General features: G+C 58.8%; 14 protein-coding genes. 2 read left to right on the plus strand and 12 right to left on the minus strand.

The window, feature by feature from the left end; genetic code table 11:
* Positions 1-9 precede the first annotated feature (9 nt).
* The 4 genes from mtrA to QP981_RS06585 all read right to left on the minus strand — a co-directional run bounded on the left by mtrA (position 10) and on the right by QP981_RS06585 (position 3,310).
* A complete protein-coding gene (gene mtrA, locus QP981_RS06570) occupies positions 10-684 on the minus strand; it encodes an MtrAB system response regulator MtrA (RefSeq protein ID WP_187404316.1) in 675 nt (224 codons plus the stop codon).
* Positions 685-738: 54 nt separating this feature from the next.
* Positions 739-1,368 (minus strand): dTMP kinase, encoded by a 630-nt coding sequence (locus QP981_RS06575; RefSeq protein WP_262713081.1) that lies wholly within the window; start codon positions 1,366-1,368, stop codon positions 739-741.
* A 45-nt stretch (positions 1,369-1,413) separates the two neighbouring features.
* Positions 1,414-2,868, minus strand: a complete 1,455-nt coding sequence (gene ahcY / locus QP981_RS06580; RefSeq protein ID WP_049172800.1) for an adenosylhomocysteinase — start codon at positions 2,866-2,868, stop codon at positions 1,414-1,416.
* Positions 2,869-2,935: 67 nt separating this feature from the next.
* Positions 2,936-3,310, minus strand: a complete 375-nt coding sequence (locus QP981_RS06585; RefSeq protein ID WP_049191146.1) for a DUF4259 domain-containing protein — start codon at positions 3,308-3,310, stop codon at positions 2,936-2,938.
* A 349-nt stretch (positions 3,311-3,659) separates the two neighbouring features.
* Here QP981_RS06585 and QP981_RS06590 point away from each other — a divergent pair, with 349 nt between their 5' ends.
* Complete coding sequence (locus tag QP981_RS06590) at positions 3,660-4,412, plus strand: hypothetical protein (protein WP_284857689.1); 753 nt, start codon at positions 3,660-3,662, stop codon at positions 4,410-4,412.
* Positions 4,413-4,414: 2 nt separating this feature from the next.
* Here QP981_RS06590 and manA read toward each other — a convergent pair whose 3' ends face one another.
* The 4 genes from manA to QP981_RS06610 all read right to left on the minus strand — a co-directional run bounded on the left by manA (position 4,415) and on the right by QP981_RS06610 (position 8,662).
* Entirely contained in the window at positions 4,415-5,617 is a 1,203-nt protein-coding gene (manA, locus tag QP981_RS06595; protein ID WP_284857688.1) for a mannose-6-phosphate isomerase, class I, read from the minus strand.
* 86 nt (positions 5,618-5,703) lie between these two features.
* On the minus strand, positions 5,704-6,720 hold the full coding sequence (locus QP981_RS06600; protein ID WP_284857687.1) for a hypothetical protein: 1,017 nt from the start codon (positions 6,718-6,720) through the stop codon (positions 5,704-5,706).
* A gap of 38 nt (positions 6,721-6,758) precedes the next feature.
* A complete protein-coding gene (locus QP981_RS06605) occupies positions 6,759-8,138 on the minus strand; it encodes a phosphomannomutase/phosphoglucomutase (protein ID WP_284857686.1) in 1,380 nt (459 codons plus the stop codon).
* Between the two features lie 116 nt (positions 8,139-8,254).
* Positions 8,255-8,662, minus strand: coding sequence for a DUF3499 domain-containing protein (locus QP981_RS06610; RefSeq protein ID WP_005509890.1), 408 nt, complete (start codon positions 8,660-8,662; stop codon positions 8,255-8,257).
* Between the two features lie 172 nt (positions 8,663-8,834).
* Here QP981_RS06610 and QP981_RS06615 point away from each other — a divergent pair, with 172 nt between their 5' ends.
* Positions 8,835-9,317: a metallopeptidase family protein gene (locus QP981_RS06615; protein WP_284857685.1), complete on the plus strand. Its 483-nt coding sequence runs from the start codon at positions 8,835-8,837 to the stop codon at positions 9,315-9,317.
* 124 nt (positions 9,318-9,441) lie between these two features.
* Here QP981_RS06615 and QP981_RS06620 read toward each other — a convergent pair whose 3' ends face one another.
* The 4 genes from QP981_RS06620 to rfbD all read right to left on the minus strand — a co-directional run bounded on the left by QP981_RS06620 (position 9,442) and on the right by rfbD (position 13,239).
* The gene (locus QP981_RS06620; RefSeq protein WP_005510060.1) at positions 9,442-9,810 is read right to left on the minus strand and encodes a WhiB family transcriptional regulator; all 369 of its coding nucleotides are present in this window, start codon (positions 9,808-9,810) and stop codon (positions 9,442-9,444) included.
* A gap of 320 nt (positions 9,811-10,130) precedes the next feature.
* Entirely contained in the window at positions 10,131-11,288 is a 1,158-nt protein-coding gene (gene manB / locus QP981_RS06625; RefSeq protein WP_048731655.1) for a mannose-1-phosphate guanylyltransferase, read from the minus strand.
* Positions 11,289-11,329: 41 nt separating this feature from the next.
* Entirely contained in the window at positions 11,330-12,253 is a 924-nt protein-coding gene (locus QP981_RS06630; protein WP_070438459.1) for a glycosyltransferase family 2 protein, read from the minus strand.
* Positions 12,254-12,264: 11 nt separating this feature from the next.
* Entirely contained in the window at positions 12,265-13,239 is a 975-nt protein-coding gene (gene rfbD, locus QP981_RS06635) for a dTDP-4-dehydrorhamnose reductase (RefSeq protein ID WP_284857684.1), read from the minus strand.
* Positions 13,240-13,307: the final 68 nt, after the last annotated feature.

Here is a 13,307-nt window from a genome sequence, read left to right on the forward strand (position 1 = left end):
TGGCCTTGTTTAGTCACCCGTCTTGTACCCGACACCGCGGACGGTCAGCACAATCTGGGGGTTTTCCGGATCCAGTTCGATCTTCGAGCGCAGACGCTGAACGTGAACGTTGACGAGTCGAGTATCCGAGGTGTGCTGATATCCCCAGACCTTTTCCAACAACTCATCACGGGAAAAGACCTGCTTCGGACGGGATGCAAGAGTGTGCAATAGGTCAAACTCCAACGGGGTCAGAGAAATCTCCTTGCCATCACGGAACACGGCGTGACCGGGCACGTCGATGGTCAAGTCGCCGACCTCGAGGGTCTCGCTCGGGCTGTCCTCTTGACGACGCAGCCGAGCGCGCACGCGCGCCACGAGCTCCTTCGGCTTAAAGGGCTTCGTGACATAGTCATCCGCACCGGTTTCCAGGCCGAGGACCACATCGACCGTGTCGGTCTTCGCAGTCAACATGATAATCGGCACCGCCGATGTCTCTCGCACAGTGCGACAGACATCGACACCACTCATGCCCGGCAACATGAGATCCAGCAGAATCAAATCTGGGTTCTCCCGCTCTGCTGCCTTGACAGCTTCGAGGCCATCGTCGACTACTACTGTGTCGAAGCCCTCGCGCTCCATCACCATCGTGAGCATTTCGGCGATGGCCGGATCATCATCAACAACCAGGATTTTTGAGCTCATGCGTCATATTCTAAACGTAAAGCTATCTAGTTCTGTAGTTTCCCGTTGAGGTGGCTAGCGCAGGCGTGCACTGATCCATTCCACAAGGCGGTCCGCCCCATCGTCCCCCGTAAGCATCAGCCATGGTGACTGCCACGAGCCTTCCGCGAACTTTTGGTACGCCGCTAGTGTGCGCTCCTGCAAACCCGAGTCCTTTTCGTAGGCATCCCTAGTTCGCTGCACATCAGAGGCTTCCCGCTTGCGTGCGCGGTCGGCTGCCACTCCCACCGACGTGGCCAGACAGACCTGAACGTCGGGAAGCGGAAGCTGGAAATCCCCGAATTCAGTCTTCTCAATCCACTCGACGATCACCGGATCCTGTGTGCGCGCCAGGGAGTAGGCCGCGTTGGACGCGACGTAGCGATCGATAATCAGAACATCGTTCTCGCGCGCTGCATCAACAATCGCTTCACGACGTTCTTTGCGGTCCAGAGCGAACAGGAGTGCCATTGCCCAAGCGGAGTCCGCGGTGTCGCCGAGCTGACCGTGCAAGGCTTGATCGGCGAAATCAGCGAAGATTGTCTGCCGGTACGCCGGAAAGGTCATCGAAGAAACGGAGTGCCCTTGACTTCGGAGTTGATTGGTAACAGCTGTGACAAGCGTGTTCTTGCCAGCACCGTCGATTCCTTCGACTGCAATAATCAAATTTTTCTCCTCGCGCACATGGCTGCGGCCTAGCCTTGGCTAGAACTAGTAGCGGTAGTGCTCTGGCTTATACGGGCCCTCGACATCAACGCCGATGTATTCGGCCTGTTCCTTGGACAGTCGGGTGAGCTCGCCGCCGAGTGCCTCGACGTGAATCCGAGCGACCTTCTCATCCAGAATCTTCGGTAGACGGTGGACAGTGTTGTCGTACTTATCACCGTTGCAGTAGAGCTCAATCTGCGCGATTGTCTGGTCGGCAAACGAGGTCGACATTACGAAGGACGGGTGTCCGGTGGCATTACCCAGGTTGAGCAGGCGCCCCTCGGAAAGCACAATCAGAGAGCGCTCCTCGCCGTCTGCATGCGGGAAGATGTACTCGGTGACCTGCGGCTTGATTTCCACACGACGGACATCATCGCGGTGGTGCAGGCTGTGCATGTCAATCTCGTTGTCAAAGTGGCCGATGTTGCCCAGCAGCGCGTGGTTCTTCATCTGCTGCATGTGCTCGAAAGTGATGACGTCCTTGTTGCCTGTGGCGGTGATGACAATGTCGACATCTGCGATGACGCTCTCAGTAGCGACGACGTCGAAACCGTCCATCAATGCCTGCAATGCGTTAATCGGGTCGGCCTCGGTGACCTGAACGCGAGCGCCCTGCCCCGCCAGCGCCTCCGCGCAGCCCTTACCCACATCGCCGTAACCGCAAACCAGCACATTCTTGCCGCCAACCAGCATGTCGGTACCGCGGTTAATGCCGTCCAGAAGGCTGTGGCGGGTGCCGTACTTGTTATCGAACTTGGACTTGGTGACGGCATCGTTGACGTTCATGGCCGGGAATGGCAGCACGCCCTGCTCTGCGAAGTGGTAGAGGCGGTGGACACCAGTGGTGGTCTCCTCTGTGACACCCTTGACCGACTTTGCAATTCGGTGCCAACGGCCGGCATCCTTCTCCAAGCTGGCGCGAAGCATGTCCTTGAAGGCAATAAACTCGTCCGAATCCGACTCTTCTGCAGGCGGCACCAGGCCAGCATCCTCGAATTCCATACCCTTAATGACAGCCATGGTGGCGTCGCCGCCGTCGTCCAGAATCATGTTGGCATCTTCATCGCCCCAGTCAAAGATGCGGTCGAGGCACCACCAGTACTCCTCCAGCGTCTCGCCCTTCCAAGCGAAAACCGGAACACCCTGCGGATCCTCCGGAGTGCCGTTTCGCCCAACGACGACAGCCGCAGCGGCCTCATCCTGAGTGGAGAAGATGTTGCAGGAAGCCCAGCGGACCTCTGCGCCCAGCGCCGTCAAGGTCTCGATGAGCACCGCGGTTTGAACCGTCATGTGAATGGAGCCGGAAATACGGGCACCGGCCAGTGGCTGCTGCTCTGCGTACTCTTCGCGCAGCGCCATTAGGCCTGGCATCTCGTGCTCAGCCAGACGAATCTGGTGACGACCGGCCTCAGCCAGGGAGAGGTCTGCAACCTTGAAATCAATGTTCTTCGAGGACATGTAACGCTTTCTCTAGATTCTTTGACGTGAGATTCTTCTTAAAGAATCAGTACTGGGGACGCGAGAATTACTCTACCGCTTCGACACAGTTTTCCAGCGCCGCCTGGTCAGACTCACTGAGTTCCCCCAGAAGACTATCGAACACCTCGGAGGCGATAGCCAACGCATCCTCCTCGCTGCCGTGTGCCTCCGAGATTCCCTCCCGAATGAAGCTGTAGTCCTCCACAATGTCACCGCCGCTAAATGGCGCACCATTCCAAATTGCAATAATCACAGCCGCCGCGAGTGCGCATGCTTTCTCATCGCTACTTTCGGAATCCACCCCAATGCGGCCAGCATCAATCAATGCACCAACGCGATCCTGCGAGTCGAGATCCTGAACCTCATCGAACAGTTCAATGACCGAATCGCTACCAAAAACCTCAGTCTCCCAGATGGACATGATAGGTGGCCACGCTCCTTTCGCGCTTCGAACCAATTGCCAGTTTTCGTCTTCGACGAGCGCTTTCCGAAGAGCGCTTTTCGACGAGCCCACGGTAATCTGGCCGCCGACCTAATAGCTGTCGACTGCACGCGCCGCTAGCCGGAAAACCGCATGTGGCCTTACCGAAGTTCTACCCGACTTTTCGCCACTTTTACAGTGCGAGAGACTTATTTAATCCCCTCAACACAATTTTCACCCTAGAGAGAAGATAACGGGCATGTTAAGTTAGTTCCCAGACCTCGTAATGCAACTGTTATCTTTTTCGTTACAGGGCGACCTCACGCACGACACGAAAGGAGTACCTACCATGGTGAAGAAGGCTTTTGGAGCTCTTCTGCTCGCAGCCCTTCCCCTGAGCGTTTCGCTCGTTGGCTGCTCCGATAGCAATGCTGCCGAGGGGGCGAACCCGGAAAACGCCGGCTCTCAGTCGAAAATGGAGACCTCTGCTCCGCTGCCTCCAGTTCCTAGTGATGCCGAGCTGCAGCAGAGCACTGAATCGAATTCGGATTCCTCGCTGACTGAGACGACTGGCAGTCTGGTACCTCGTCCGACCACGCCATCGAGCAGCGAGATTGTAGAGGATCCGTACCTGCCACCGCAGGCGTATATCCCGCCGACTTCCACAAGCTCTAGTACGACAACTCCGACGTCGACCACATCAACACCTCCGACGACCACGGAGACCACAGAGCCCACGTCTGACGACGTTTCTTCGCCGACGCCCAGCAAGCCGGTGCCACTGCTACCGGAAGATAACTCGGAAAAGCCGAACGACAGTCTTCCGGAAGGCGACGGTGACGCAGCAGCTGAGCCGAAGCCGCCTTCATCGCAGGCGGAGTCCCAGTCGGGTACGCAAACCACAACTCCGTCCGAGACTCCTCAGAAAACTCCTTCGAACGAGCCGACGTCCCCGAAGGAGCCGACACCGCCGAACAACCAGGCCCCTTCGAAGGAGAAGGACACCACTGGCGGCAATGGGGCTATCAATAGCAAGATTTCCCCAATCCCGGAAAAGCCGAAGGACTCCGGATTCCTGGGAAATCTCTTCGATAACGACTAGGACTAACCCACCCGCGGGACGGTCGCGACAAAGACGGTTGCCCCGCCTTGGCGCGCAGTCAACTCAATATCGACTGCGTCAACAGCCGGAACCCAGGCCGCATGGCCGCTGGGAACCTCAACCACGGAGTCGTCGTGACGCAACGTAACCGTCCCCGCTGTAGACAACACAACCGTGGCGGAATCTTCGTCGAGCAGAACATGTTCGCCCGGCTCCAGGTCCCGCGAACGAAGGCGGAACTCGCGCACCGGCGCGTCATAGTCATTCCAGCCATCATCGGTCAGCCGCGACTGCAGCACCGGATCTGGCAGCGGGCGGAAAGAGAGCACGCGCAGTAGCTCTACGACATCGACATGCTTAGAGGTCAGGCCTCCGCGCAGCACGTTGTCGGAGTTGGCCATGATTTCCACGCCCATGCCATTGAGGTAAGCATGCAGCTGTCCCGCACCAAGGTAGATGGCTTCGCCCGGCTGTAAGCGAAGGCGATTAAGCAGCATCGAGCCCAGGACTCCCGGGTCCCCCGGATACTTTCGAGCCAGTTCGCAGGTGGTCTCGGCTACTCGCGAGAACTCCTCGTCCTCGCCACTGTAATCCGCGCACTTGGCAGCCACGGCTTCGACCAGCTCATCGAGGACATCCTGGGGCAACGTCAACCACGTTGTAAACAATGCCCGCAGAGCGCTCTCGTCATCGGCGGCATCGAGCAGTCCCATGTAGTGGTCGAACTCCGGTACCGCCAGCGCCGCGAGCAACTCCTTCGTGCGCTCCACCGGGCGGAATCCGGCCAACGCGTCGAAGGTAGTCAGGGCGACAATGAGTTCTGGCTTGTGGTTATTGTCCCGGTAATTGCGGAAATGTGCAGTGGCCGGAATGCCTTCCGCATTTTCGCGTGCAAATCCCTCCTGAGCTTCTGCCAAGGTGGGGTGTGCTTGCAGCGATAGCGGCTCATCGGCTGCGAGCAGCTTCAACAGGAACGGCAGCCTGCCGTTGTCGGTGTCAATTGCGCATCCGAGCGCAGCCGCCGGATCCTGCGCAATGAGCTCATCCAACGGCGTGCCGGCTACGGTGGCCGATGCCAGTGCATGCGCACCAAACCACAGTTCCGCCCAGGGCTTCGATGTGGGAGCGTCCGCACCGGTGATTCTCGCCAAATGTGTACGAGACCCCCAGGGGTACGACTGCAGCACGGGGTCCAACAGCTCCATGCCCGTATCACTCCTCTAATAGTCACTACTGGCGCAAGCACGCCAATCTCACCGAAGACCCAAAAGCCTTCGGTGACACCCGGCGATTACGCAGAAAACGCCGCAATCGCACCAACTCTGGCTGCAGTAACACATACTTCAACCAGTGGATGATGAGTCTCCGCATCGAGCGCGGGGCACTCCACACGAGCCCATCCAGCCTCGCCGTAGTGGTCCCGGTAGTGGCCCACGTTGTTCGGCGCAGCTAAAACAATCGCCCCCAACGGTAGCACTGTCGCCCCTTCATCCCCACCATCAATGAACGGGTCATAGAAAATATCCCGGCTTGCCTGGGGTTCTGCAGCGAGCAACGCGCCCACGCTAAGAGACAATTCGCTTATCGACGACACTGCCGAGACCACGCCTGCCTCGAGCATCTGTAACGATGCCAGCTCCGCTACCGGCGCCAGCGCCGAGGTCGTCGACACTGCAAGCATTCTGCGGCCTGCCAACCACTGCGCTACCTGCCGCGCGGGGTTAACTGTTTCATCTCGCTGCGGAGCGCAAGCCGCAATATCGGTGTCCACCGCATCGGCGACTTCCTCGACTACCCCGGCCGGAGCCAGGGCGGTGGCGCCACATTCAGTGAGCGCGCTGGCGATGGCACCGACATAGGCGGTAAAGGACGCGGACTCCGCCATCGCCGGGCGCGGAACCACAACCGTATCGGGACTACCGGCGGCACGCAATGGCCCTTCACCGGGATCCACCACGACCGTGGCTGCTCCTCGCCTATCAGCTTCAGCCAGAGCTGCACCCAGTGGACTGCCGGGGTTGTCGTCACAGACGATGACCAAGTCGAGGGCTCCGACATAACTGGGCAACTGATGCGCAATTACGACCGGGCAGCGGATGTCGTCGGCAAGCGCGCGCACGGACTCGGCGGCGAGCTGCGCCCGACGATTTCCCACGAGGATGACCGCGCTGCGCGGCAGTGGAAGTTGAGCAAATGCTCCCCCGCGAGTTGCGGAGGCAGCAGCTCTGAGACCTGCGCCGGCAGTGGCCATACGGTAGAACAGGGCCTCTTGGCGCGGGTTATGGGAGGAGTCGAATGACGAGGTCATACTCCCAAGCATGCCTGAAAACGGGCGTGTGGGGTTGATTAACCGCGGATGATGCCGAGAACTTCGTCGACAAGAGCGTCAACCTCAGCACGCGTCGGCGCCTCGACGTTCAGACGCAGCAGCGGCTCCGTATTGGAGGCCCGGACGTTGAACCACGCCTTGGAGTCCGCCAGCTCAATGGTCAGGCCATCCATCCAGTCCGAGGACTCGGTCCGATCGGCAAACGCAGCCTCGATTTCCTTCTGCTTGGCCTGCTGCTCCTCTGCGCTGCCCAGGCGGGAATTAATCTCACCGGAGGCCTCGTAGCGGTTGTACTCGGCCATGAATTCGCTCAGTGGCTTATCCTGCTCTGCCAGTGCGGCCAGGACATGCATGGCGGCGAGCATGCCGGAGTCAGCGTTGAAGAATTCCTTGAAGTAGTAGTGCGCCGAATGCTCGCCACCAAAAACAGCACTGTGCTCGGCCATTTGCGCTTTAATAAAGGAGTGCCCAACACGGGTACGAACCGGGGTTCCGCCGTTTTCCACAATCATCTCCGGCACGACGTGCGAGGTAATCAGGTTATGGATGATAGCCGCGCCCGGGTTCTGCTCCAGGTAGCGGGTGGCCACCAACGCACAGATGGCCGATGGGCTGACCGGGTTACCCTTCTCGTCGACGACGAAGCAGCGGTCAGCGTCGCCATCGAAGGCAATACCGATGTCTGCGCCCTGCTCCACCGTGAACTTCTGTAGGTCAACGAGGTTGGCGGGCTCCAATGGGTTGGCCTCGTGATTCGGGAAGTTGCCGTCGAGCTCAAAGTAGAGGTCAGCAACATCCATGTCTTCTCCGAGCACTGCCGGGACTGTCAGTCCCCCCATACCGTTACCGGCATCGACTGCAACCTTCAGGCGACGGCCAGAGCGGATGTCGACCAGCCCATGAAGGAACGCCGCGTAATCCTGCAGAACATCCTCGTGATCAATTTCGCCCGGAGTGCCGGTGTACTCCGGGATTCCGTCGACAAGCAGATCCTTAATCTGAGCGAGCCCTGTCTCCTGCCCGATTGGGCGGGCGAGCGAACGGCACATCTTGATGCCGTTGTATTCAGCTGGGTTGTGGCTGGCAGTGAACATCGCGCCCGGACATTCCTTTACACCGGAAGCAAAGTACAGCTCGTCCGTAGAGGTCAGGCCGAGCAGGGTGACATTGAGCCCCTGTGCAGCCGCGCCGTCGGCGAAACTAGCCGCCAGCTCCGGCGAGGACTCACGCATATCGTGGCCGACTACGGCACGTGTTGCGCCCTCTGAACGCATGATGTGTCCAAAGGCGGCGCCGATGGCTCCGACAAGGTCCGCGTCGATGCCCTCACCGACAACACCGCGCACGTCATAGGCCTTGATGACGGCATCCAAATCGGAACGATTGTAAGTGCCCACGAAAAACCTCTCTGGGTAAGTATCAGTTTTGTGAAAAATGATACTAGCCACAGAGAGGCTCTCACAAAGAAATGCCGCGGCAAGATGGCATGAGCTAGGGCACGGCGCCCGACCTGTTAGTCGTCCGAATCCTCCGGATCGCGAACTACATGCAGGTGACCGCGCGCGGATTTCCGCGTCGACGGGTGACGGCTGGAATCAATCTTGTAGGTCTGAGGACGGTTGTCGACCTCATCCCGCAGCACCAGGCCAGTCGCGTTGCGGCCAGCTTCACGGACGGCTTCCGCCAGTGCCGTCAAATCATCATCGTCCTGGGCGGGCGTCGGCACGTCGTAACGCACGAGCTCCCAACCCAGCGGTGCGGTGATGGAACGCGCGTGCTTCTCACAGAGATCCCAGCTATGCGGTTCGGACGCGGCGGCGAGCGGCCCCACCACAGCCGTCGACTCCGCGTAGGCATACGTCAACGTAGCTACGGCAGGTTTGCCACAGCCGGGCCGGCAACAACGTCTAAAAACACTCACGGCATCAAAGTCTAGACCCTAACTTTAAGTTTCGATAGTTTTTCTCCCACCCCGGGCGTTTTTCGCTTTCCGACGCGCCCCCAGACACCCCAGCCTTACCCAGTAAACCTGCGACATGGCCGGAAGCTGACCTCACCCACGTTGACAAGCCGACCGATTATGCTCAACAAATATGAATTCATCGGCTTATACTCCGCGCTCATTGCGACGCTCACTGCGACGCGGCCGCGGACCTCGGGGACCTCTGTTGCCGCCGGAAGTACCTCGCTGGAAGAGCCGCTCAGAAGCTTTTGACCAGGCGGTTATTGACGCCTACGCCCCATTAGATCAGCGCTGGTCCCGACAACTGTCACACCTGGACATCGCCATCGATACGATTCCTCGCATGCAGCTACGCCCGGACATGTACTTCCCGGAAGAGATTGTCGCTGACGGACCTGTACCACTGGGACGGCTCATCCCCGCTGGCATTGACCGCGTGGGCAACCCCACCCGCCCCTGCGTAGTAGTGTTCCGCCGCCCCATTGAGCGCCGTGTCTCGGGCCGAGTGGAACTGGACCAGATGCTGCAATATGTACTGACCCGCCTGATAGCGGTATATCTGGGCATTGACCCGGTTGAGGTGGACCCTAGTTTCGACGAGAACTTCCTGTAGAAAGCTTTCTTCTAGGGAGCTCTCTAGAGAGCAGGAAAAACTCGTTCACCGAAAAATCCCCCAGGGTATTACCCAAGGGGAAACTGCGAGGTCGAGCGAAGGATAAAATGCAGACCCGGCTGCCCTAGCCAATCTGCCGCTTCAAACGGCGGCGCTCACGCTCAGAGAGGCCACCCCAAATGCCGAAGCGCTCATCATGCTCGAGAGCAAACTCCAGGCATTCATCTCGCACACCACAAGCACGACAAATACGCTTTGCTTCGCGAGTGGATCCACCCTTCTCAGGGAAGAAAGCTTCTGGATCGGTCTGGGCACACAGAGCTTGCTCCTGCCAGTCCTGATCGACGGCTTCAAACAACCCCGAAAGGTCATCTGCCCACTCTGTCAACGGCCGAGGCTGGTTTTCAGAGGAGCTATCATTCACAGCGATGTCACCCGCATTCGTCTCACTATCCACAGCAGAGCCGCCATCAAACATGCTGGACTTTTCCATGCCGAGGGCCTCCTGATGGTTGTTGCTGCGGGTCTTTAAATTGGGCTTAGTGTGCGAAACACACATTTGTGATTACACACGTGTAACCCACCATCGGTCAAGCCGAATAGAGAATTTGCCCCAATACTTTTCATTGCCCCTGAAGCCCCTCCCCCCGCGTTGGGGATTAAGTTCAGGTTGAAGGATGGCGCCCGAACCCTAAACCTGCCACCTGAACTCAATCACATTCGCCACATGCCTCTCACCAGCAACTTTGACGACACTTCGGCAACTCTAATCAGATATTGCCGACAAAAGTCTGACACGCCGAAGGCTGCAGACTAGACATCCGTCGAAAAACGTACTCCGTGATCGGGGATCTGGACGCCCGGCCACACGCGGATACCGTTAATCAATTCACAGCGCGCACCAACGACGGCACCCTCGCCGATAATGGCATCACTGATGACCGTTCGCGGGCCGATATCGGCGCCATCGGCAATCACAGAGCGCTCGATCACAGCACCGGCACCGATGCGTGCGCCGTCGAAGATCACCGATTGATCAATCCGAGCTCCCGCACCGATCTCCGCCCCACGGCCGACAACAGAGCCACCGTAGAGAAGAGCACCGCCACCGACCGACGCAGATTCGTCGACAAGCGCTTCGCCGTGCTTACCCTCTAGGAGTGGTGACGGCGCGATACCGCGGACCAAATCAGAGGAGCCGCGGACGAAGTCACCCGGAGTCCCCATGTCACGCCAGTAGGCGTAATCAACGTGACCGTAGACGTTCATACCGCGGTCAAGCAGCGCTGGGAAGATTTCACGCTCAACGCTAATGGGGCGACCAGCCGGAATCGACTCGATAATCTCGCGGCGGAACACGTAGATACCGGCATTAATCTGATCGGTCGGCGGATCCTGGGTCTTCTCCAGGAACTCCAGGACGCGCCCATCCTCATCGGTCGGAACACAGCCGAACGCGCGTGGATCCGGCACACGGACGAGGTGCATCGTAACGTCCGCATCCTTCTCCGCGTGGGTGCCCAACACCGCGCGCAAGTCGGTACCGCCGAGGACATCGCCATTGAAAATCATTGCGGTGTCATAGCGCAGCTTGTCTAGGACGTTTCGGATACCGCCACCGGTTCCCAGCGGCTCAGCCTCAAAGACGTATTCAATTTCGAGACCCAAATCCGAACCGTCGCCGAAGTGTTCTTCAAATACTTCAGCTCGGTAGGAGGTGCCCAATACCACGTGCTTCATACCTGCTGCACGAATGCGGCCAAGCAGATGCTCCAGGAATGGATGCCCTGCCGTGGGCAGCATCGGCTTCGGCGTATTCACGGTAAGGGGACGCAAACGCGTACCTTGCCCGCCGACCAGAATGACAGCGTCAGTCTGTTCAGCCAACGTGGCTCCCGCCTGCTGTGCAGCATCCGCTCCCGGCTGGAAGGCGGAGCCATGCCCAGCACTCGGACGAACTTCGGTAGTCATGAAATCGGTAACTTTCTTCGATGGATCATTCCAACAGTTAATTAATTCCTACGCTTTTTGACCGCGATTATGACTTTGCCACGCAGGAACAGCCCCAAACGCAATGCCAGTCGCACAGGTGCCAGCGCCGGCCCCGGCAGGCGATCTGACATAAAACGGTATGCCGACTCGTGATGGGCCTTTACGGTAATTTCCGGGTGCTTACTGGCAGAATGTCCCTGCGCGTGACGTATCTCTGCACGGGGACAGAAAACATTGCTCCAACCGGCCTTGCCCAGTCGGTCACCCAAATCCACGTCCTCCATGTACATGAAGTAGCGGGTATCAAAGCCATCAATCTGGTCGAACGCATCCCACCGCAGCAGCAGGCATGCGCCCGACAACCATCCCGCCGATCGCTCACGATCCATATCCGTGTCATCCCGGTAGTGACGTGAGAAAGGGTTAGTAGGCCAGATATCGGCAAGCAGCGCGTGTCCGATACCGCTGACAAGTTTAGGAACCGCGCGTGCCGACGGGTACACGCTGCCATCCGCCTCGCGAATCAGCGGACCAATCGCTCCAGCTTTGGGGTTGCGCTGCGCGCATTCCAACAGAACATCGATTGCGCCAGGGGCAAACACCACGTCAGGGTTGACCAGCATGACGTAATCAGGATTGATTTCACCAGCACGGCGAGCCCGCCCCAGCTCCGCAATGCCACGGTTGGCGGCCGCGCCATAGCCAATGTTGCCGCCGGTACGCAGAAGCTGAACATCCGCTCCGGTCTCCTTGGCCCGAGCTTCTTCCTTCTCCACGGAACCATCCGTCGAGCCGTTGTCGGCCATAATCAGACGCGTGGAGGCACTGGCGGCGGGGCCCAGCGAATCCACCAGCTTGCTCAGGTGCTCACCGGGCGAAAAGGTCACGGTGACCACACCGAGCGGAAGCTGCGAGGGTTGCGGGGAATTCGAGGTTGCATTCACAAACCTAGACCCTAGGTCAGGACAGCACGCAAAGTGTCCTGCCACTCCGGAAGCGCATGTAGACCTACCTCACTCCATGCCGAACCATCCAACACGGACCAGGCCGGCCGCGGGGCCGGACGTGGGAACTCACTGCTGGTACAAGCCGCCACACGCTGCGGATCGTGACCGGTGAGCCGAAACACTTCGCGAGCCACTTCGAACCATGTCGCCTCACCGCTGCCCGTGACATGGAAGGTGCCGGTCGGTGCGCTGCTCGGTTCGGACAACACACGTTCGGACAACTCCCAGACAGCTCCGGCGAGATCACCGACAAATGTGGGGTTTCCGTGCTGATCGTCAACGACCTTAATAATTGCCGGATTGCCTTTGTCGTCAGTCGCCGTCTCTGCCAGACGCATCATCGTGGAAACGAAGTCCTTGGCCTCCGGCTGTGTGGGCCCCGACCAGACCCACGCCGTGCGCAAAATAGCGAAACGCGCACCCGAATCACGCACATGATTCTCCCCCACTAACTTGGTACGTCCATACATAGTCTGAGGCGCGGTGAAATCATCAACTCGCAGCGCTCGGCGCTGCCCCGTCATCTCATCGATTGCTACATCACCGAAGACATAGTCGGTGGAGATGTGAATGAGATACGCGTCTTCCTTTTTCGCCCGAGCCGCCAAGTACTTCGGTCCAAGTGCATTGATTAGGTGCGCTGAACCGGGATCGGATTCTGCACCATCGACATCGGTCGCCGCTGCCGCGTTAATGATGATGTCGACGTCGTCAAGCAGAGGCGTTGCCTCCACAGCAGCCGAATCAGTGATATCCAACTGTGCCCGAGTGAGAGCGCGCACCTCAACATCGGCGGCGAAAGAATCACGCTGAAGCGCAGTACCCAGCTGTCCAGCTGCACCAGTTATGGCGATAATGGGACGCCGCGAGTTGCTGCAGGTTGGTCCATGGGTGGCGAAATGCGAGACTGAAATTTCAGACATATTCTTCTTTATCACTATCGTAGATACGATTGACACTGTGTTGAGGTGCAACCGCACACGGTTGGATG

It is taken from the genome of Corynebacterium sp. MSK047 (genome assembly GCF_030232285.1).
Taxonomy (GTDB): Bacteria; Actinomycetota; Actinomycetes; order Mycobacteriales; family Mycobacteriaceae; genus Corynebacterium; species Corynebacterium jeikeium_D.